Consider the following 21,835-nt stretch of genomic DNA (forward strand, 5'->3'; position numbering starts at 1 on the left):
CTGCTTAGGAGAAGATCATGGGTTTGTTTTCTAAACTTTTTGGCGAAAAATCAGAGAGCGCGTCAGGGACTATCGATATCGTTGCGCCTCTGTCAGGCGAAATCGTGAATATCGAAGACGTACCTGATGTGGTTTTTGCTGAGAAAATCGTGGGTGATGGCATCGCTATCAAACCAAGTGGCAACAAAATGGTTGCACCGGTAGACGGTACTATCGGCAAGATTTTCGAAACCAACCACGCGTTCTCAATCGAGTCTGACAACGGTATCGAGCTGTTTGTCCACTTCGGTATCGACACGGTTGAACTGAAAGGCGAAGGCTTTAAACGCATCGCTGAAGAAGGCCAGAAAGTGAAAAAAGGCGATGTGGTGATCGAGTTTGATCTGCCACTGCTGGAAGAGAAAGCGAAATCCACGCTAACGCCGGTTGTGATCTCGAACATGGATGAGATCAAAGACCTGATTAAGCTCTCCGGTCAGGTAACTGTGGGCGAAACCCCGGTTATCCGTATCAAGAAGTAAGCGGCGCTTGCAGCATAAAAAACGGCACCTGATGGGTGCCGTTTTTGTTTTGTGCGGACGAAAAAACCGGACAACGCGCGCGCCGGCACAGACGTGGCCGCTCCCCCTTTCAGTCTCAGCAGTGCCGTGGTTAAAAGCCCCGTATATCACTCCGGGCGCCAGCGCGGCAGCCGCAGCGTAAGTTCCAGCCCGCCTTCCGGGCGATTCACCGCCTTTACTTCGCCGTGATGCGCCAGAATCACCTTGCGCACAATTGATAGCCCTAAACCGTAGCCTTTGCCCATCAGCGGCGAATTGACCCGTACAAAGGGATCAAAGATGCTGGAGAGCTTCTCTTCATCCACGCCGGGGCCCTGATCGCGCACGCGAATCGCCAGCCACTGATTCTCCGCCTGCAGCAGCACACTAATGTGCTGCCCCTGATGCGAAAAACGCAGCGCATTACGCAGAACATTCTCCACCCCGCGGCGAATCAGCTCGGCGTTACCGCGCACCGTATAGTCAGCGTGCTCATCCACCTGAAACGCTATCTTCACACCAGGAATCTGCGCTTCATAACGTACGTCCGTCACCACCGCATGCAGTAAACCCGTCAGATCAAAATATTGCTCACCCGGCATGCTCTCATGCTCGGCACGCGATAGCGTCAGCAGCTCACCAATCATCTTATCAAGACGTCGCGCCTCTTCGTCGATACGGTTCAGCGATGAGACCACCGATTCCGGCGTCTGTCGTGCCAGCCGGTAGCCAGCTGCAGTCGAGCCAGCGGAGATCGCAGCTCGTGCGAGATGTCGTGCAGCAGCTCCTCACGCGCTTTCACCAGCGTATCAAGACGCTCGACCATGGCATCGAAATCCTTCGCCACGATTGAGAGCTCATCGTGCCGCTTACGCATGACCGGATAGAGCCGTACCGATAGATCCCCGCTGGAGACGCGGGCAAAGCCCTCACGCAGCTGGCGCATTGGCCGCGTCAGATTCCATGCCAGCAGCAGGCTGAACAGCAAGCCCAGCGCGCCGGCGAAAGTAAACATCGGCTCAGGAATATTGAGAATACGCCGCGGCCCGCCGCCGCCCATTGAGCTGTCTTCACGCAGGCCTTTCACATCATAGCGCAGCTCGTAGGTTTTCCCGTCCGCACCCCGTACCCAGCGCACAATCACATTCGGGAAAGGGCCGTGGAAGGGCTGATTAAAGGTCTCGGGCGGGGCATTAACTGGCGTGGAGTCCGGCTTCGCATGCTGAATCACTGAAAAGAACTGGCGATCGTTTGGCTCCCAGTCTGCCATCATATCGTCAAGCGAGGCGGGCCCACCGCGCTCCAGCACCGATACCGCCGAAGCCATCTGCAGATTCACGATCCGCCGAATCGCGACAATCTCCGGGGGTTCATGGCGATTACCGGAAAGGGTAAAACCGAGCCACAGGAGCTGGCTGATAATCACAAACACGATCCAGAAGCCCAGCAGGATCTTCCAGAACATGCGGCCGCGATAGCTGTGCTTCATCGAATACGATAACCGATACTGCGCACCGTTTCGATATTCACGCTGTCGGCGGTTAGCGCAGCCAGCTTCTGGCGAATATTGCTGATATGCACGTCAACGCTGCGGTCGTAGGCTTCACGCGGGCGGCCAAGCCCCTTCTCCGACAGCTCATCTTTCGACACCACGCGATCCGGCGCACGCAGTAGCAGATCAAGCAGATTAAATTCAGAGGCCGTCAGGTCAAACGCTTTGCCCTGCCACTCGGTGATGCGTGTTGCCGGATTGAGACTGAGATCGCCCCACCGCAGCAGCTCTTTTTTATCCAACACGGGTGCCTGATCTTCAAAACGACGCAGCACCGCGCGCAGACGCGCCACCAGTTCGCGCGGGTAGCACGGCTTTGGCATATAGTCGTCGGCCCCCATCTCCAGGCCAATTACCCGGTCAATATTGTCGCCTTTGGCCGTCAGCATGATTACCGGCAGCCGGCTGTTCTGCCGCACCTGACGTAGCACATCAATGCCGCTCATATCCGGCAGCATAATGTCGAGAATCATTGCGGTATAGTTACCGGAAAGCGCCCCTTCGATTCCGGCGCTGCCGGTTAAAACTAATTGCGTTTCAAAGCCTTCCGCAATCAGGTATTGGCTTAGCATGGTGCCAAGCTCGACATCATCATCAACAAGCAGAATTTTCATCATTATCTCTCGGGCTACATTGCCGCTATTTTGGCCTGAGTACGCTGCGAACGCAGCCGCTTTTACGCGATCCTTACAGTGACCGCATCAGAACATGCTCAGCGAGACTATAGACAAAAATGGCCCGTCACCGCGTTAACGATCGCACAGGCCCGCTAAAAGGCAGGAGATGAACTTAGTGGAAAACGCCGGTAGAGAGATAACGATCGCCGCGATCGCAGACAATTGCCACGATCACACTGCCCGGCTGTGCGGCCGCAACGCGCAATGCGCCTGCTACGGCACCACCAGAACTGACGCCGCAAAAGATGCCTTCGCGCTGCGCCAGCGCCCGCATCGTCGCTTCTGCTTCATGCTGCGCCATATCGATCACCTCATCCACCAGCTCGGGCCGGAAAATGCCTGGCAAATAGGCTGCCGGCCAGCGTCGAATACCGGGAATGCTGCTGCCCTCCTGCGGCTGCAGGCCAATCACCCGCACCGCTGGCGCGCACTCTTTGAGGTATCGCCCTACGCCGCTGATGGTGCCGGTGGTGCCCATGCTGGAGACAAAGTGGGTCATACGGCCCTGCGTCTGCTGCCAGATCTCCGGGCCCGTGGTGAGGTAGTGACCCAGCGGGTTATCGGGATTGTTAAACTGATCGAGCACCCTGCCCTCACCGCGATCCGCCATCGCCTGTGCCAGATCGCGCGCCCCTTCCATGCCCTGCTCGCGTGATACCAGCACCAGTTCGGCACCGTAGGCACGCATGGCGTCCTGCCGCTCCTGGCTCATGTTCTCCGGCATCAGCAAACGTAACTTATAGCCTTTCAGCGCCGCAATCATCGCCAGCGCAATGCCGGTATTGCCGCTGGTGGCTTCAATCAGCCGATCGCCTGGCCGGATATCGCCACGCTTCTCCGCCTGATGGATCATCGACCAGGCCGCTCTGTCTTTCACCGATCCTGCCGGATTATTGCCCTCCAGCTTAAGCCAGATTTCGCTGCCGTTGTCCGGCGTCAGGCGCTGCAACTTAATCAGCGGCGTATTGCCGATGGTATTTTCCAGAGTGGTCACGGTGTCATTCCAGACGAAAGAGAAACAAAGAAATCGGGCGGGAAAATCCCGCCCGAAGGAGTGTCAAAAATATCAGGCGCTCTCGGCAAAGGCAACCGGGCGCAGCGGCGTTGTGCCGTGGTAGAGCCGGGCCTGTTGCAGGCCGATAAACAGGCGCTCCCCGCGTACTGGCGCAGTGTGTTCGCCATCATAGACCACGGAGAATGCCTCGCCCGTCCAGCCCATCGGCTGCACCACCAGCTGCCAGAAGTGCCCGCGTGGACTAATCTCCAGCACCTGCACCGGCAGTGGCGTCTCCAGGCTGCTCTGGCGCGACACGTCCACTTCCCACGGACGCAGGAACAGCTCAACCTCACCCTGATGTGCCGGCGTATAGCCCAGCGGCCAGCGATGGGCAGCAACGTGGAACTGCGAGCCGTGCACTTCACCCTCAAAGCGGTTCACTTCACCCAGGAACTCCAGCACAAAGCGCGTCGCCGGTTCGCGCCACACATCATCTGGCGCGCCCACTTGTTCGATATTGCCCTGACTCATCACGACCACGCTGTCCGCCACTTCCATGGCCTCTTCCTGGTCGTGCGTCACAAATACGCTGGTGAACTTCAACTCTTCATGCAGCTGACGCAGCCAGCGGCGCAGCTCTTTACGCACCTGGGCATCCAGCGCACCAAAGGGCTCATCCAGCAGCAGGATCTGCGGTTCAACCGCCAGCGCACGTGCCAGCGCGACACGCTGCTTCTGCCCGCCGGAGAGCTGAGCCGGATAGCGGTTAGCCAGATGCGCCAGCTGCACCATCTCCAGCAAGCGCATCACGCGTTTTTTGATCTCAGCCGCGTTGGGGCGCTCACGGCGCGGCAGCACCGTCAGGCCAAATGCGATGTTGTCGAACACCGTCATATGGCGGAACAGCGCATAGTGCTGGAACACAAATCCCACCTGGCGATCGCGCGCGTGCATGCGGCTTACATCTTTACCGTGAAAATTGATCTGGCCGCTATTCTGATGTTCCAGTCCGGCGATGATGCGCAGCAGCGTGGTTTTACCGGAGCCGGAGGGGCCCAGCAGCGCCACCATCTTGCCGGAGGGAATATCCAGAGAGATATCGTTCAGCACCGGGGTGCGGCCAAACGCTTTGTTAATCTGTTTGATCTCAATGCTCATGATTTTCCTCCTGTTGGCGCTTCTGCTGATGCTCTAATCGCCACTGCACCACGCTTTTCAGAAACAGCGTCACAATTGCCATCAGGGTCAGCAGCGCGGCAGCGGTAAAGGCGCCGACGGTGTTGTAGTCCTGATGCAGTAATTCAACCTGGAGCGGTAAGGTGTAGGTCTCACCGCGAATCGATCCGGAGACCACGGATACCGCGCCAAACTCACCGATGGCACGCGCGTTGGTCAGTACCACGCCGTACAGCAGCGCCCAGCGAATATTGGGCAGCGTGACGCGTCGGAACATCTGCCAGCCGGATGCGCCCAGCAGTACCGCCGCTTCATCTTCATGGCTGCCCTGACTCAGCATCACCGGTACCAGCTCACGCACCACAAACGGACAGGTGACAAAGATGGTTGCCAGCACAATGCCCGGCCAGGAGAACATAATCTGGATGTTGTGTGCATCCAGCCAGCCACCGGCCGGACCGTTAACGCCCCAGAACAGCAGGTACATCAGGCCCGCCACCACCGGCGATACGGCAAACGGAATATCGAACAGCGTCAGCAGCAGCTGGCGCCCGGGGAAGGTAAAGCGCGTGACCAGCCACGCCAGCAGCGTGCCGAAAACCAGGTTAACCGGCACGGTGATCAGCGCCACCAGTACCGTCAGCCAGATAGCGTGCAGCATGTCGCTATCCTGCAGGTTGCTGAAGGTCTGCCCGATCCCCTGATTGAGTGCTTCCCAGAAGATGGAGATCATCGGCACCACTAACAGCAGGATAGAGATCACTGCGCCAGTGCCGATCAGCAGCCACTTGCCCCAGTTTACCGGCTGGCGCTCCGCATGATTGATCTGCGAAATCTCAGCCATTAGTGGCCTCCTAAGCGACGGCCAAAGCGGCTTTGCAGGGTATTGATGGCAAACAGCAGCAGAAGCGAGGCAGCAAGAATCACCGAAGCGACAGCGCTGGCAGCCGGATAATCAAACTCCTGCAGGCGGACAAAGATCATCAGCGAGGTCACTTCCGTTTTCCAGGCGATGTTGCCGGCGATGAAAATGACCGCGCCAAACTCGCCGAGGCTGCGTGTAAAGGAGAGCGCCGTACCGGCCAGCAGCGCCGGTGCTACTTCCGGCAGCACCACACGGCGGAAGCTCTGCCACGGGGTAGCGCCCAGCGTTTCGGCTGCCTCTTCATACTCCGGCCCCAACTCCTCCAGCACCGGCTGTACGGTTCGCACCACAAACGGGATGCTGGTGAACGCCATCGCCACGGCAATACCAAGCCAGGTGTAAGAGACTTTAATATCAAAATGTGCCAGCCACTGACCGTACCAGCCGTTGATGGAGAACAGTCCGGCGAGCGTCAGGCCCGCAACCGCGGTAGGCAGCGCAAACGGCAGGTCCATCAGGCCATCCAGCAGCGTGCGGCCCGGGAAACGGTAGCGTGTCAGAATCCATGCCATCAGCATGCCAAACACGGCGTTAAACAGTGATGCCACGCCCGCTGAGAGCAGCGTCACTTTATAGGCGGCGATCAGCTGTGGATTGGTGATCACATCCCAGTATTGTGCCAGCGTCATTTGTGACAGCTGCATCAGCAGCGCGCTGATGGGCAGCAGCAGGATCAGGCATGTGAACAGCAGGCTGGTGCCCAGGCTCAGGCCAAAGCCCGGCAGGACACGTTTCTGTGCGGAAGCGAACATCAGCCACGCCCCGCTGCCAGCAGTTTGTCCAGCTCACCGCCGCTGGCAAAATGCGTTTTCATCACGTTATCCCAGCCGCCGAAAGCGTCATTGACGTTGAACAGCGCAGTCTGCGGGAAGCGATCTTTTTGCGCCGCCATCAGCTGCGGGTTGTTCACGCGGTAGTAGAATTGGGTGATGATCTTCTGCGCATCCGGCGTGTAGAGATAGTTCAGGTAGGCTTTTGCCGCCTCGGTCGTGCCATTGTGTTCGACGTTTTTGTCGATCCAGGCCACCGGAAACTCAGCCAGGATATTGGTTTTTGGCACGATCACATCGTACTCATCTTTGCCGTACTGGTTACGGATGTTATTCACTTCTGATTCAAAGCTGATCAGCACATCGCCTAACCCACGTTCCGCGAAGGTGGTGGTCGCGCCCCGCCCGCCGGTATCAAACACTTCGACGTTACGCAGGAATTTCGCCATGTAGGCTTCGGTTTTGGCTTTATCGTTGCCATCAGCCTGACTGGCCGCGCCCCAGGCTGCGAGATAGGTATAACGGCCATTACCGGAGGTTTTGGGATTAGGGAAGATCAGTTTTACGTTGTCGCGGGCCAGATCGCGCCAGTCGTGGATCTGTTTTGGATTTCCCTTGCGTACCAGGAACGCCATGGTGGAGTAAAACGGTGAGCTGCTGTTGGGCAGGCGGCTCTGCCAGTCAGCCGGTATCAGGTTGCCTTTATCGTGCAGGACCTGCACATCAGTGACCTGGTTATAGGTCACGACGTCAGCACGCAACCCCTGCAAAATCGCCAGCGCCTGTTTAGATGAACCGGCGTGCGACTGCTTGATAGTGAGCTTATCGTTCGGATGCGCCGCATCCCACTGCTGCTCGAACGGCGCATTCAGGGCAACAAACAGTTCACGCGACACATCATAAGAGCTGTTTAGCAGCTCCGTCGCCTGTGCCGCCGTCACTAACGAGAGCGACAGCGCGATACCGCCAAGCCATTTTTTCGAAACCGGAAGTGTCATGCTGCACCCTGAGAAGTGGAGAACGAGCCTTGTCATTAGATGCAGTCAGTGTATTTATAACTCAGGGTAAAGCTGTAACGGTTTTATATATCGTTTAGGGATTTCAAAGTCTAAAAAGGCATAAGAACACGGCAGAGTTTATGCGTCAGGCGGGAATGAATTGCCACGGGTTAGCGCGCTGGAAAACTGCGTTTTTTGCACCAAAAATGGGGGCGTGGCTACAGAAAGTGAGCCCGGTCAGGAGGGAGTGTGAGCACGCCCGGAGCGGCACAATTTATTGCGCCAGGCAAACAAGGCAGATGTATAAGCGCGATGAATCGCGCCGCTACGGGTATATGCCGGCTGATGATGGCCCCGCCAAACACACGCTTCGTAGCGGCGCAATTTATTGCGCCAGGCAGCCGTAGCGCCTCACAGCGCCTGTAACGCGCTGAGTGAAGGAGCAAAGAAATAGCTGCCGGTCACCGGCCTGGTGAGGCGCAGCATGGCATCCATCTTGCCGTCGCGCTCGCCAAACATACTCAGCAGCTGCTGCTCAATGTTATACAGACGGTGGCAGTAGGAGATAAAGTAGAGGCCGTGCGTGCCGCTGGCGGTGCCGTAAGGCAGGCTCTGGCGCAGAATCTTCAGGCCTTTCCCCTCTTCTTTCAGATCTACCCGGCTAAGGTGCGAAGTGGCAGGACGCCGATCGCCCGGCAGCTCTTCGTTATCCACTTTGGTCCGGCCGATAATCGCCTCCTGCTTCCCGACATCCATCCGGTTCCACAGCGTAAGGTTGTGCTCCCAGCGCTGGGTAAACACATAGCTGCCGCCGGCGTCCGGGCCCTCAGCGATGATCGCCACCTGCTGGCGCGCCTCGCCCTGCGGGTTTTCAGTGCCGTCCACAAAACCGGAAAGATCGCGATCTTCCACCCAGCGAAAGCCGTGGGTCTCATCTTCAACGTGGAGCGCGCCGGCAAATGCGGCCAGCGCCTGCTGCGCCAGCGAGAAGTTGACGTCATGGCGCAGCGACTGGATATGTATCAGCACATCGCGCTGCGTGGCCGGCGCGATGCCTTTTCCGAGCGGCGTAAAAGCTTTGAGCTCAGGCGCTGAATCCCCACCCCGCAGATCCCGCCACAGCGCATCACCAAAAGCGATTACTGCGCCCAGACCGGCATCGGGAAATTGCTGTTGCAGCGCAGCCAGCTGCTGCAGAAGGGTTTTGCTGCCCTGGCGCAGCGCGTTGAGATCGCCCGTGGCACGGGCTTCAAGCCAAATGGCGAAACGGCGGTGTTCCGGCAGAATTCCGCTTTGAAAGTGAGACATTGCAATGCTCTCCGGCAGGATAATTAAAGGCGTTTTTTTGCGCCCGTATCATACCGGAAAGCCCCGGGCAGAAGATGCGTTAGCGCAACTTTTTTGCCGGTTAACGCTGCCAGACGATGCGACTGATTTTCCAGCCTTTTAACGTCTCATCCGACGGCATCAGACCGGCCGGGCCGTGCCACTCGCCGCTGTAGATATAGGCGATATGCTGGCTACCCGGCGCGCGGCACTCAACGTCATGCGCATCAAGACCGGCGACCATTTTGCAGTTGTCGAAGGCTTTACTGTATTTATCACTGAAGCGATCGCCGATTTTACTGCCGTCGGCGCTGGTGGCATCGGCATCCTGCACCTCAATGCGCTCAACGCGCTGCTTGCCGCTGATAACCAGCTTCACGCTGCCATCATCCAGTGCCTGCCAGAAATCCTCTACCTGGCCACCCTGGGTGCGCATGCCCTGACGCAGCTGATAGTCATTGTTCAGCGCCTTACTGATTGTCGTCTCTGACATCGCCGTGCTGCTGTTCAGCCCCGCTACGCCCTGCTCAGTTACGGTCAGTGAACCGCCGAACCAGCTGAACGGGTTGAGCGCCGACCAGTGATAGCTGAGCGGGTTATACCAGTGGCTCTCCTCCGCCCGGGAAGAGGAAGAGGAGCCGGAACTGGCACACCCGGCCAGAATCATTGCGCTTGCCAGCAGGGCGGGACGAACAACTTTCATGCTTACTCCTTGATCTTTTGTGCCGGTTGGCGTGCCTGTTGGAGTCACAAACCGGCAAAAAGTTTAGTTGTTTTGCGCATACGCCACGCCGGCGCTCGCTTAATACTCGCGATCTTCAATCAGCCGCTTGCCCAGCAGCACTGAATCAACCGGCTCGTAGTCGAGTTTTTCGTAGAAGGCGCTCACCTGCTCGTTCTCTTCACGCACCATCAGATTGATTTTCGGACAGCCGCGCGCAATCAGTTTCTTCTCCAGTCGGTTCATCAGCGCGTTGGCAAAACCACGCCCCTGATAGTCAGGGTGCACCGCCAGATAGTAGACGGAGCCGCGATGGCCGTCATAGCCGCCCATCAGCGTACCGACCACCACGCCGCCCACCTCTGCCACCAGGAATAGCTCCGGGTCGTGGTTCATTTTGCGTTCAATATCCAGTTCCGGATCGTTCCACGGACGTAACAGATCGCAACGCTCCCAGAGCGTGATCACTTCTTCAAAATCTTCCTGGCGGAAAGAGCGGATTTCCATCGGCGTTACCCTGCAATTTGGCACAATTCGCTGATTATCACGCATTCTTTGCCTGGCGCAACCCTCACGCTATGCAACGGTGGAAAAAATCGGCTAAATAGCCGTTAGCGAGATGAAATACAAAGTAAAGACCTGAAATGATTGCAGGGTCGCCGGGGACTTATTGTTACGCTATAACACGGGGCTGGTTTACCTGTCAGGGACACGTTAATGAATAAGATTTCACTGCTGAAGCGGCTGACCAATCGCCGCCAGCTGATCCTCTCCGGACTGGCGCTGGCCATTCTGTCGCCGCGGGCCATTCAGGCAAAAGAGGAGCAGGCTACTTTGCGTCCGCGCCATGCGCCGCCAAAGCCTGCCAGCAACGGTAAACGTATCGTGATGATCGATCCTGGTCACGGCGGCATTGATTCCGGTGCGGTGGGGCAGGAGGGATCGGAAGAGAAGCACATTGTGCTGGAGATCGCTAATACCGTGCGCACGCTACTGCAGAACCATCCGAAAGTGGAGGTCCGTCTGACGCGTGACAGCGACCACTTCATCCCGCTCTATCAACGCGTGGAGATCGCCCATCAGCATGGCGCCAATCTGTTTATGTCCATCCATGCCGATGGCTATACCAGCCCGGAAGCCAACGGCGCTTCGGTGTTTGCGCTGTCAAATCGCGGTGCCAGTAGCGCGATGGCGCGCTATATGTCGCAGCGCGAGAACGATGCCGACAAGCTGGGCGGCGCGGAGGTGCAGCAAAAAGATCACTATCTCAACCAGATTCTGTTCGACCTGGTGCAGACCGACACCATCCGTAACAGCCTGACGCTGGGTAAGCATGTGCTCGACCAGATTCGCCCGGTGCATCATCTGCACAGCCAGCACACTGAACAGGCGGCATTTGCGGTACTGAAATCGCCCTCCATCCCTTCGGTGCTGGTCGAGACCTCATTTATCACTAACCCGCGCGAAGAGCAGCTGCTGGGTACGCATGCGTTTCGTCAGAAGATCGCCAGCGCGATTGCCGATGGCATCGTCAATTACTTTGATGAGTACGATCGACGCCAGGCATAGCCTTTTCCTGTGGTAGAATCGCGGCAAATTTTTGCAGTGAGTGACTCATGAGTAATCCCGACATTTCGCGCGTCAAAGCCTTTCTGCTGGCGCTGCAGGACGATATCTGCGCCCGACTGGCGGCGGCAGATGGTAGCGCCACCTTTGCCGAAGATGCGTGGCAGCGCCCTGGCGGCGGCGGCGGACGCAGCCGCGTACTACGCAACGGCGCGGTGTTTGAGCAGGCCGGCGTAAACTTCTCTCACGTGCACGGCAGCCAGATGCCGGCCTCTGCCACAGCCCATCGCCCCGAGCTGGCGGGCCGCAGCTTCGAGGCCATGGGCGTATCGCTGGTGGTGCACCCGGAAAACCCGTACGTGCCAACCAGCCATGCGAATGTCCGCTTTTTCATCGCCGAGAAGCCGGGGGCCGATCCGGTGTGGTGGTTCGGCGGCGGTTTCGATCTCACGCCCTACTACGGTTTTGCCGAGGATGCGCGGCACTGGCACCAAACCGCGTTCGATCTCTGCCAGCCGTTCGGCGAGGATGTTTATCCGCGCTACAAAAGCTGGTGTGATGACTACTTCCACCTCAAGCACCGTAATGAGCAGCGCGGCATTGGCGGGCTGTTTTACGATGATCTGAACACGCCGGATTTTGCGCACTGCTTTGATTTTATGCAGGCGGTAGGCAACGGGTTCAGTGAGGCTTATCTGCCGATAGTGGAGAAACGCAAAGCGCTGCCGTGGGGCGAGCGCGAGCGGCAGTTCCAGCTCTATCGCCGCGGTCGCTATGTAGAGTTTAATCTGGTGTGGGATCGCGGCACGCTGTTTGGCCTGCAGACCGGTGGGCGCACCGAGTCGATATTGATGTCAATGCCGCCGCTGGTGCGCTGGGAGTATGACTACCAGCCAGAAGCGGGATCGCCGGAAGCTGCGCTGTATACCGATTTCCTGCCGGTGAGAGACTGGCTGGGCGTGCAGGCGTAAATCCCACGCCGTCCGGTTGGTATGCCGTGTGCGGCCAGGTGCGCATTAATGCGCACTATGTGGCCCAGGTCGCCATTCATGGCGACCTGGGCCATTAAATGTGACATGCCGCTTACAACGGCTCGGTCTGCGCCTCCACCACCGCTAACGCCACCATATTCACAATCCGCCGTACCGACGCGATGCGCGTCAGCACATGCACCGGCTTGCGGATCCCCATTAATACCGGTCCGACGGTCACGCCCTCGGAACAGGAGACGCGCAGCAGGTTATAACTGATACGCGCCGCCTCAACGTTGGGCATAATCAGCAAATTGGCGGTGCCTTTTAGCGGACTGTCGGGCATCTGCTCGCGTCGAATGCTCTCCACCAGCGCGGCATCACCGTGCATCTCCCCGTCCACCTCCAGATCCGGTGCGCGCTGCTGAATCAGCGCCAGCGCTTCACGCATTTTGCGCGCGCCCGGCGCGTTCGAGGTACCAAAACTGGAGTGCGACAGCAGCGCCACGCGCGGCTCAATACCAAAACGCCGCACCGTCTCTGCCGCCAGCAGCGTAATGTCCGCCAGCTGCTGGGCGCTGGGGTCCTCATTAACGTAGGTATCCGCAATAAATGTGTTGCCGCTCGGCAGCAGCAGTGCATTCATCGCGCCGGCCACTTTCACATCGTCACGGAAGCCAAACACTCTCTCTACCACGTCATAGTGCTCGCGGTAATCGCCGATGGTGCCGCAGATCATCGCATCGGCTTCACCGCGGTGCACCATGATCGCGCCAATCAGCGTAGGATTACCGATCACCGCCCGCTGTGCGGTTTCCGGCGTCACGCCGCGGCGCTTCATCAACTGATAATATTCGTTCCAGTAGGCTTTAAAGCGCGGGTCGGATTCATTATTCACAATCTCAAAATCCTTACCGGCTTCGATTTTCAGCCCCTGCTTTTGCAGGCGCATGGCGATCACATTTGGCCGGCCAATCAGAATCGGTTTCGCCAGCCCGAGCGACACCAGCTCCTGCGTCGCATGCAGCACGCGCACCTCCTCCCCTTCCGCCAGGACTACGCGCTTTGGCGCCTTACGCGCCTGCGAGAAAATCGGCTTCATGAACAGATTGGTTTTATAGACGAATTCGGTGAGCTGCTCGCGGTAAGCCTCGAAGTCCTCAATCGGCCGCGTCGCGACGCCGGACTCCATCGCCGCCTGCGCAACGGCGGGTGCAATCTGCACAATCAGCCGTGGGTCGAAGGGTTTCGGAATCAGATACTCCGCGCCAAAGCTTAAATCCTGATCGTCATAAGCTGATGCCACCACATCGCTCTGCTCCGCCTGCGCCAGCGCGGCAATGGCGTGTACCGCCGCCAGTTTCATCTCCTCATTGATCGCCGTGGCACCGACATCCAGCGCGCCGCGGAAGATGAACGGGAAGCAGAGCACGTTGTTAACCTGGTTCGGAAAATCAGAGCGCCCGGTGCAGATAATCGCATCCGGCCGCACCTGCTTCGCCAGCGGCGGCATGATTTCGGGTTCCGGGTTGGCAAGCGCCAGAATCAGCGGATCCTGCGCCATCTTCTGCACCATCCCGGGCGTCAGCGCCTTTGGCCCGGAGCAGCCAAGAAAGATATCCGCGCCGCCCATCACATCATCCAGCGTGCGTGCGCCGCTGTCCGCAACTGCGTAGGCGGCTTTGGTGGGTGCCATATCCGGTTCGCGATCGCGGTAAATAACGCCTTTGGAGTCGCACACCACGATGTTGTGCTGCTGCAGACCGAGCGCCACCAGCAGATTGAGGCAGGCGATCGCCGAGGCGCCGGCACCGGATACCACCAGCCGCACCTCAGCGATCGATTTGCCCACCACCTGCAGGCCATTCAGTACCGCCGCCGTGCAGATAATGGCCGTGCCGTGCTGATCGTCGTGGAACACCGGAATCTGCATGCGCTCACGCAGCTTCTGCTCGATGTAGAAACACTCGGGTGCTTTGATATCCTCCAGATTGATGCCGCCGAACGTGGGCTCCAGCGCGGCGATCACCTCAATTAGCTTATCCGGATCGTGCTCATCAATTTCGATGTCAAACACATCAATGCCGGCAAACTTCTTGAACAGTACCCCTTTGCCCTCCATTACCGGCTTACCGGCCAGCGCACCAATGTTGCCCAGCCCCAGCACGGCCGTGCCGTTAGAGATAACCGCCACCAGATTGCCGCGCGCGGTGTATTTATGTGCGGCCAGCGGATCGGCGGCTATCTCCAGGCACGGCGCCGCCACGCCTGGCGAATAGGCCAGCGCCAGATCGCGTTGTGTTGCCAGTGGCTTGGTAGGAGAGACCTGGATTTTTCCGGGCGTGGGATATTGGTGAAAATCGAGTGCGCTCTGCTTGAGTTGGTCGTCCATTCGGCTTCCTTTTGCACGGCTGAAAGCCCCAGTATAGGAACGCGCGGCGCAAAAGAGGGTGAAGGCGCTCAAAGAATGCACAGCCATAAGGGCACAGATTGCCACCGTCTCGCCTGCGGCTTTGGCACAGCCTGCTATTCTTTAGGATGGCAAAACGCAGAGCTGAACCGATCAGGCAGTCCAACCCGCACAAACGCATCCGGACACCACAATCAGAGAAAACGCATTTTCTTCCCCTGACGTCTGTTGCACTGTGTGGAACCTGCATTCCCGGCAAACGGTGCACATAAGGCAGTGACGCCCCGGTTCCCTTTTGCCCACATTATTGCTAATCAAGGAGTTAAGCGATGAACCAGCTAGATGCATTAAAACAGTTCACCACCGTGGTGGCGGACAGCGGCGATATCGAATCTATTCGCAACTACCATCCGCAGGATGCTACCACCAACCCCTCTCTGATCCTGAAAGCTTCCGGTCTTGACGCTTATAAACACCTGATTGATGACGCCATCGACTATGCGAAAAAACAGGGCGGCAGCAAAGAGACGCAAATTATCAACGCCAGCGATAAAGTGGCGATCAATCTCGGCATGGAGATTCTGAAAAGCGTACCGGGGCGTGTTTCGACCGAAGTAGATGCGCGCCTCTCTTTCGATCGTGGCATGTGCGTAACCAAAGCTGAAAAGCTGGTACGTCTGTATGAAGAGCACGGCATCGATCGCTCGCGCATTCTGATCAAGCTGGCCTCGACCTGGGAAGGCATTAAGGCAGCCGAGGAGCTGGAGAAGAACGGTATCCAGTGTAACCTGACGCTGCTGTTCTCCTTCGCCCAGGCGCGCGCCTGTGCCGAAGCCGGGGTTTACCTGATCTCGCCATTCGTGGGACGTATCTTCGACTACTACAACTCGCGCAAGCCTATGGACCCGTATGTGGTTGATGAGGATCCGGGCGTGAAATCGGTCCGTCGTATCTATGACTACTACAAAAAGCACCGTTATAACACGGTGATCATGGGTGCCAGCTTCCGTAAAGTGGAGCAGATTCTGGCGCTGGCCGGCTGCGATCGCCTGACCATTTCACCGAATCTGCTGGAGGAGCTGGCGAACAGCGACGCGCCGCTGGAGCGCAAACTGGAGCCATCCACCGAGGGCTTCCATCAGCCAGCCTCGCTCTCTGAAGCCGAGTTCCGCTGGGAGCACAATCAGGATCCGATGGCGGTGGAAAAACTGTCGGACGGTATCCGTCAGTTCGCCGTTGACCAGCAGAAACTGGAAGACGTGCTGGCTGCCCGCCTGTAATGCCTCAACCCGCTTAAGCCGGACGGGCGTTTGCCCGTCCGCTGTTGCCCAATCACAAGGGAGACCTTTATGTCATCACGCAGAGAGCTGGCTAACGCGATTCGTGCCCTGAGCATGGATGCGGTACAGAAAGCAAATTCCGGACACCCAGGTATGCCGATGGGCATGGCCGATATCGCCGAAGTGCTGTGGCGCGACTTTCTGAAGCACAACCCGACCAATCCGGCATGGGCGGATCGTGACCGCTTTATCCTCTCTAACGGCCACGGTTCGATGCTGCTGTATAGCCTGCTGCACCTCACCGGTTATGATCTGCCGATGGAAGAGCTGAAAAACTTCCGCCAGCTGCACTCAAAAACCCCTGGTCATCCGGAGATCGGCTACACGCCGGGCGTTGAGACCACCACCGGGCCGCTCGGTCAGGGGCTGGCAAACGCCGTTGGCCTAGCCATCGCTGAGCGCACGCTGGCCGCGCAGTTTAACCAGCCGGGCCACGACATCGTCGATCACCACACCTATGTGTTCATGGGTGATGGCTGTCTGATGGAGGGGATTTCGCATGAGGTCTGCTCGCTGGCCGGTACGCTGGGCCTCGGCAAACTGATCGGCTTCTACGATCACAACGGCATCTCGATTGATGGCGAGACCGAAGGCTGGTTTAGCGACGATACCCATAAGCGCTTTGAAGCCTATAACTGGCACGTTGTCGGCAGCAAAGAGGGCATCGACGGACATGACGCGGACGCCATTGCTGCAGCGATCAAAGAAGCGCAGAGCGTCACCGATAAGCCTTCACTGATTATCTGCCGTACGGTGATCGGTTTCGGTTCACCGAACAAAGCGGGTAAAGAGGAGTCGCACGGCGCGGCGCTGGGTGACGAAGAGATTGCGCTGACGCGCAAGCAGCTGGGCTGGAACTACGGTCCGTTTGAGATCCCGCAGGAGATTTATCAGCAGTGGGATGCCAAAGAAGCCGGTGCGCAGCATGAGAAATCCTGGGATGAGAAATTTGCCGCCTATCAGCAGGCGCACCCGGAACTGGCTAAAGAGTTCAGCCGTCGTCTGAACGGTGAAATGCCAGCGCAGTGGGAGAGCACCACGGCAGAATTCATCCGTAATCTGCAGGCCAATCCGCAGAAAATTGCCAGCCGTAAAGCGTCGCAGAACACGCTGGAAGCTTTTGGCAAGCTGCTGCCTGAGTTCCTCGGCGGCTCGGCGGACCTGGCGCCCAGCAACCTCACAATCTGGTCCGGTTCAAAATCGATCAAAGAGGATCTTGCCGGTAACTATATTCACTACGGCGTACGTGAATTCGGTATGACCGCTATCGCCAACGGTATCGCCCATCACGGTGGCTTTGTACCCTACACCGCGACCTTCCTGATGTTTGTGGAGTACGCGCGTAACGCAGCGCGTATGGCTGCCCTGATGAAGGCGCGTCAGATCATGGTGTATACCCATGACTCCATCGGTCTGGGCGAGGATGGGCCTACACACCAGCCGGTGGAACAGCTCGCCAGCCTGCGCGTGACGCCAAACTTCAGTACCTGGCGCCCGTGCGATCAGGTGGAGACGGCCGTAGCGTGGAAAGCGGCAGTTGAGCGCCATCACGGCCCGACCGCGCTGATTCTGTCCCGTCAGAATCTGTTGCAGCCGGAGCGTACGCCGCAGCAGGTAGAGAATATTGCGCGCGGCGGTTATATCCTTAAGGATTGCGACGGCACGCCGGATGTCATCCTGATCGCCACCGGTTCAGAAGTGGAGATTACGCTGGGTGCAGAAGCGAAACTGAGCGCTGACGGCCATAAAGTCCGCGTGGTCTCGCTGCCAAGCACCGATGTGTTTGATAAGCAGGATATCGGCTACCGTGAATCGGTGCTGCCGTCTACTGTGCGTGCGCGCGTGGCGGTCGAAGCCGGCATCGCCGATTACTGGTACAAGTATGTGGGCATCGACGGCAAAATTGTCGGCATGACCACGTTTGGCGAATCAGCGCCGGCCGGTAAGCTGTTCCCGGCCTTTGGTTTCACCGTTGAAAACGTGGTGAGCCAGGCAGAATCGTTACTTAAACCGGCATAATCATCCGGCCCTTTTCCGCTAACGGGAAAGGGCCGTCTTCTCTTCACAGCCTGATACAGAAAAAAACCCGCACCGCCCCCTTCCCGCTTCGCGCAAACTGATTACTATAAGGTTTCCTCCGATTCTTATAGCGGACGTCTTCCTGTTGAAAAAACGTACTCCTTTACTTTTGGCTTTACTGGTTTCTGTACTGCCGCTTAGCGCTATGGCGCAGGTCTCGCCAAATCCTCTGCTGGCATCCCAGGTGGTTGATCGCTATGCCGAGCACATCTTCTACGGCAGCGGCGCGACCGGCATGGCGCTGGTGGCGATTGATGGCAACCAGCGCGTATTTGCCAGCTTTGGCGAAACCCGCCCCGGTAACAACGTTCGTCCACAGCAGGACTCGGTGATTCGCATCGCTTCGCTGAGCAAGCTGATGACCAGCGAAGTGATGGTGAAAATGGCCGAGCGCGGACAGATCCGGCTGGACGATCCGCTAAGCAAATATGCGCCGCCGGGCGCTCGCGTGCCGAACTACAATGGTCAGCCGATCCGCCTGGTCAACCTTGCCACTCACACTGCCAGCCTGCCGCGTGAGCAGCCGGGCGGTAAACCGCACCGCCCGGTGTTTGTCTGGCCAACCAAAGCCGACCGCTGGCAGTGGCTGCGCGGCGCCACCCTGAAAGCCACGCCGGGAACCCAGGCGGCTTACTCTAACCTCGGGTTCGATCTGCTGGGTGATGCGCTCTCTAAAGCGGCGGGCATGCCCTATCCGGCGTTGCTGCAGCAGCTGGTGACGCGCCCGCTCGGCATGAAAGATACGACGTTCACGCCTTCACCGGATCAGTGCCAGCGCCTGATGATTGCGGAAAAGGGCGCCAGCCCGTGCAACAACACTCTGGCGGCCATCGGCAGCGGTGGCGTCTACTCGACGCCGGATGATATGGGCCGCTGGATGCAGCAGTTCCTGGACTCGGCGGTGAACCATCGCACGCCGCAGATTGACCGCCTGCAAACGCTGATCTATCGCCGTGACCAGCTGACGAAAGTGGAAGGCATGGACGTACCCGGCCGTGCCGATGCGCTCGGCATGGGCTGGGTCTACATGGGGCCAAAAGCGGGCCGGCCGGGCATTATTCAGAAAACCGGCGGCGGCGGCGGCTTCATCACCTATATGGCGATGGTGCCTCAGCAGAATGTAGGGGTTTTCGTGGTGGTGACGCGCTCGCCGCTGACCCGCTTCACGCCCATGAGCGATGGCGTAAACGATTTACTCACCGAACTGGTAGGAAATAAAACCGGATCGCCGATGATGATCAAAGCCATCCGCTAAACGGTTTGCAGTTCTAAAGCCAACGAGAATAAATAATCCCCTAAATCATTCCCGTTGCAGGAAGGCGGTAAGTGATTGAATCCCCGGGAGCTTACATCAGTAAGTGACCGGGGTGAGCAGCCGCAGACAACGCACCTGCAACGCGAAGGATGACGGGGATTATTGGGTAACCCAGAGGGTGGGCCAGTCATCGCTGCTATGCCACGCATCGCATGTTTTCTCCTCCGCATACTCAGCCAGTACAAACTCACTGCCATCGAACTGCCAGCGCGTGGCGATACCGCAGTCGCCCAGGCCGCGTCCTTTGCTGAAGGTGTAGAGCAAACCGTTACTGGCATCGAACTCCGCATTCATCAGCTCCAGCTGATTATCGCTGCGCGCAGGCGGCGTGAAAGGCAGCGTCAGCGTTAGCCCGCGTGAGACATAGGGTTGGCTGCGCGTCACCTCAAAAGCCAGATCAATGACGTTATAGCGCCGGTTTCACAGCTGATCAGCAGCAGCGCTTTGCTGCCGGTCAGCGGGGCCACGCTCACTTCACGCCGCAGCGGATCAAGCGAACAGTTATCGATATTGACCCGCCACGTGCCGTAATCTATCAGCCCGGTGGTCTCCTCCTGCGTCAGCGGCGCGGGTGCGGGCAGCGGTGCCGGCAGCTGCGGAAGCGCCGGCGGCGGCGGCACATCCCACTGTATGCGATCGCCACGTTTTACCCAGGCACTGGCGCCATTCACCCTGCCCTGTACATCGTCCATCAGCAGCAGCGCGGCTTTCATGCCGCGCAGTGGAATCGTGGCTTTGGCCTGATAGGTGAGCTGTAAAGTGCTGGCATCCAGCGTCTGCGCAAGGAATTCATCAATGGCGATAGCATTGCTGGTGGCGAGATGGTGCGGCTCCACCGTCCAGTGTTTGAGGTCCGGATTCAGACGGCGCTGATCCAGCAGTAGATTGTCTTTTAACGGTCCGCCGGGCAGCTCACCGCTATAGGCGCTGCCGTAATCAATCCGCAGCAGCGGGCGATCGTTCACCCCGGCATGGCGCGCGATGGTCATGACCAGGCCATTATCACCAGGAAAACTGCGTGCCACGCAGAAAGCCGCATTGTTACAGGTGATCTGCCAGTCGGAAAACGACTTTTGCAGCGGTTCACCCTGAACGCTGGCAATCAGCAGAGAGGGCAACACTAGCAGCGACTTCATCCAATACGACATTAAACAGACCGATCCCTAAATTCCTGGAAAGAAAATAATAGCGCATCAACGGCACGGTCAGCAGGCCGAATCTGTGAAGTGGCCTGAAAAGCGAAGTTAACTGCTGAAAAAGCCGCCGCCCTGCGCACGCGTAACCGGGACGACATCGCTCTCTCATCTTCCGTTTCGCCTGAATTGTGCTCAATCGGATTCGTCGGACAATGTATCCCTGCACAGAAACGGTCAAATACACATAAACGGTCACATACGGTCAAGCCAGGGTGTAAAATCGTGACCGCTATTTTTTGTCGCACTTCTTACGCTTTCGCATATAGCTGCGAATTTATGTGAATGCGATCACCATTAATTGTTTAAGTGAGATCGCATTTACATAAAAAATTCGACTTTAATCACTTTAACGCAGCCAGGCATTTTTACGGCTGCGGACTCGTGCGCAGTCCACATTTTCCCGCTGCGCCATCCAGTACTTTATTCCCATCGGAGGGCAGTTATGTTGCCGATTGAAAGACAGCAGCGAATTATTGACGAACTTAATTTAAATGGTCGGGTTATTGTCGCTGAATTAGTCACGCTGTGTCAGGTTTCTCAGGAGACCATTCGCCGTGATTTAACTCAGCTGGAGAAACGTGGCTTATTACAGCGCAGTCACGGTGGCGCAGTACCAGCAAAACGACAGGCCGCTAACATTCAGGGAAATACACGTGGCATTAACGAGTATGAATTATCTTTCCGTCAGCGCATGAATGAACATGTCGAGGCAAAAATGGCAATCGCCAAACGTGCACTCGATTTCATCAGCCCGGGCGACTGTATATTACTCGACAGTAGCACCACCTGCTGGTATCTGGCGCGACAGCTGCCGGACATTGAATTAACGGTATTAACCAATTCCATCAGGATTGTGCAAACCCTTGCCGCGCGCGGCAGTATTCGCACCATCTGCCTGGGCGGCGAGTATTCAGACCGTTATGAAGATTTCCACGGCGTAGTCGCTGAGCAGCCTCTGCGGGAATTTCAGATTAATAAGATCTTTTTTTCCTGTAGCAGTTTAGGCAATGACGGTTATTTACGTGAAGGTAATGAAAACAACGCACATTTAAAACAGCAAATGCTGTTAGCAGCAGAAAGAAAACATCTTCTGCTGGACGGCAGTAAATTCCTGCGGCCCTCATTCGCGCGTATTTGTCACTACCGCGATGTGGACTTTCTCATCACTGACCAATTAAAAGACAAAGAGCTGGAACAGGAGTTGGCCTGGAACGGCGTCAATATTATTGACTGTTCCCAGCGCAACAATTCAATGCAGCTAATAAAAAATTAATCCG

At 57.5% G+C, this 21,835-nt stretch carries 17 protein-coding genes and 2 pseudogenes; 7 read left to right on the forward strand and 12 right to left on the reverse strand.

The window, feature by feature from the left end; all coding sequences use genetic code 11:
• The first annotated feature begins 17 nt into the window (after positions 1–17).
• Positions 18–521: a PTS glucose transporter subunit IIA gene (gene crr, locus HA48_RS04680; RefSeq protein WP_128599993.1), complete on the forward strand. Its 504-nt coding sequence runs from the start codon at positions 18–20 to the stop codon at positions 519–521.
• Positions 522–667: 146 nt separating this feature from the next.
• Here the strand turns inward: crr and HA48_RS04685 are convergent.
• From HA48_RS04685 to HA48_RS04730, 10 genes and pseudogenes are all read right to left on the reverse strand, one after another.
• Positions 668–2,028: pseudogene (locus HA48_RS04685) on the reverse strand (ATP-binding protein).
• A complete protein-coding gene (locus HA48_RS04690; RefSeq protein ID WP_128599994.1) occupies positions 2,025–2,705 on the reverse strand; it encodes a response regulator transcription factor in 681 nt (226 codons plus the stop codon). Before HA48_RS04690 ends, HA48_RS04685 begins: the two are co-directional and overlap by 4 nt.
• Positions 2,706–2,880: 175 nt before the next feature.
• Positions 2,881–3,762, reverse strand: coding sequence for a cysteine synthase CysM (gene cysM / locus HA48_RS04695; protein ID WP_128599995.1), 882 nt, complete (start codon positions 3,760–3,762; stop codon positions 2,881–2,883).
• 72 nt (positions 3,763–3,834) lie between these two features.
• Positions 3,835–4,923, reverse strand: a complete 1,089-nt coding sequence (cysA, locus tag HA48_RS04700) for a sulfate/thiosulfate ABC transporter ATP-binding protein CysA (RefSeq protein ID WP_128599996.1) — start codon at positions 4,921–4,923, stop codon at positions 3,835–3,837.
• Positions 4,913–5,785: a sulfate/thiosulfate ABC transporter permease CysW gene (gene cysW, locus HA48_RS04705; protein WP_128599997.1), complete on the reverse strand. Its 873-nt coding sequence runs from the start codon at positions 5,783–5,785 to the stop codon at positions 4,913–4,915. Before cysW ends, cysA begins: the two co-directional genes overlap by 11 nt.
• On the reverse strand, positions 5,785–6,618 hold the full coding sequence (gene cysT, locus HA48_RS04710) for a sulfate/thiosulfate ABC transporter permease CysT (protein WP_128599998.1): 834 nt from the start codon (positions 6,616–6,618) through the stop codon (positions 5,785–5,787). The genes cysW and cysT overlap by 1 nt, the downstream gene beginning before the upstream one ends.
• Positions 6,618–7,634 carry a sulfate ABC transporter substrate-binding protein gene (locus HA48_RS04715; protein WP_128599999.1) on the reverse strand — a complete coding sequence of 339 codons (1,017 nt, stop codon included), beginning with the start codon at positions 7,632–7,634 and terminating at the stop codon, positions 6,618–6,620. Before HA48_RS04715 ends, cysT begins: the two co-directional genes overlap by 1 nt.
• Before the next feature lie 411 nt (positions 7,635–8,045).
• The gene (locus HA48_RS04720) at positions 8,046–8,942 is read right to left on the reverse strand and encodes a Dyp-type peroxidase (RefSeq protein WP_128600000.1); all 897 of its coding nucleotides are present in this window, start codon (positions 8,940–8,942) and stop codon (positions 8,046–8,048) included.
• A gap of 100 nt (positions 8,943–9,042) precedes the next feature.
• Positions 9,043–9,663, reverse strand: a complete 621-nt coding sequence (locus HA48_RS04725; RefSeq protein ID WP_128600001.1) for an RpoE-regulated lipoprotein — start codon at positions 9,661–9,663, stop codon at positions 9,043–9,045.
• A 99-nt stretch (positions 9,664–9,762) separates the two neighbouring features.
• Entirely contained in the window at positions 9,763–10,188 is a 426-nt protein-coding gene (locus tag HA48_RS04730; RefSeq protein WP_128600002.1) for a GNAT family acetyltransferase, read from the reverse strand.
• Positions 10,189–10,398: 210 nt separating this feature from the next.
• Between HA48_RS04730 and amiA the strand changes: the two genes are divergently transcribed.
• A complete protein-coding gene (gene amiA / locus HA48_RS04735; RefSeq protein WP_128600003.1) occupies positions 10,399–11,250 on the forward strand; it encodes an N-acetylmuramoyl-L-alanine amidase AmiA in 852 nt (283 codons plus the stop codon).
• A 47-nt stretch (positions 11,251–11,297) separates the two neighbouring features.
• Positions 11,298–12,218, forward strand: a complete 921-nt coding sequence (hemF, locus tag HA48_RS04740) for an oxygen-dependent coproporphyrinogen oxidase (protein ID WP_128600004.1) — start codon at positions 11,298–11,300, stop codon at positions 12,216–12,218.
• Positions 12,219–12,330: 112 nt separating this feature from the next.
• On the opposite strand, the gene maeB is transcribed toward hemF, so the two are convergent.
• Positions 12,331–14,610 (reverse strand): NADP-dependent oxaloacetate-decarboxylating malate dehydrogenase, encoded by a 2,280-nt coding sequence (gene maeB, locus HA48_RS04745; protein WP_128600005.1) that lies wholly within the window; start codon positions 14,608–14,610, stop codon positions 12,331–12,333.
• 347 nt (positions 14,611–14,957) lie between these two features.
• Here maeB and tal point away from each other — a divergent pair, with 347 nt between their 5' ends.
• The 3 genes from tal to ampH all read left to right on the forward strand — a co-directional run bounded on the left by tal (position 14,958) and on the right by ampH (position 19,302).
• Positions 14,958–15,908, forward strand: coding sequence for a transaldolase (tal, locus tag HA48_RS04750; protein ID WP_128600006.1), 951 nt, complete (start codon positions 14,958–14,960; stop codon positions 15,906–15,908).
• A 69-nt stretch (positions 15,909–15,977) separates the two neighbouring features.
• Positions 15,978–17,987: a transketolase gene (gene tkt / locus HA48_RS04755; protein ID WP_128600007.1), complete on the forward strand. Its 2,010-nt coding sequence runs from the start codon at positions 15,978–15,980 to the stop codon at positions 17,985–17,987.
• A 145-nt stretch (positions 17,988–18,132) separates the two neighbouring features.
• Positions 18,133–19,302 (forward strand): D-alanyl-D-alanine-carboxypeptidase/endopeptidase AmpH, encoded by a 1,170-nt coding sequence (ampH, locus tag HA48_RS04760; RefSeq protein WP_128600008.1) that lies wholly within the window; start codon positions 18,133–18,135, stop codon positions 19,300–19,302.
• Positions 19,303–19,461: 159 nt separating this feature from the next.
• Here ampH and HA48_RS04765 read toward each other — a convergent pair.
• Positions 19,462–20,510 (reverse strand): annotated as a pseudogene (locus HA48_RS04765) (DUF1176 domain-containing protein).
• Between the two features lie 490 nt (positions 20,511–21,000).
• Here HA48_RS04765 and HA48_RS04770 point away from each other — a divergent pair.
• Positions 21,001–21,831 (forward strand): DeoR/GlpR family DNA-binding transcription regulator, encoded by an 831-nt coding sequence (locus tag HA48_RS04770; protein ID WP_128600009.1) that lies wholly within the window; start codon positions 21,001–21,003, stop codon positions 21,829–21,831.
• Positions 21,832–21,835 lie beyond the last annotated feature (4 nt).

The organism is Pantoea wallisii (assembly GCF_002095485.1).
GTDB classification, from domain to species: Bacteria; Pseudomonadota; Gammaproteobacteria; order Enterobacterales; family Enterobacteriaceae; genus Pantoea; species Pantoea wallisii.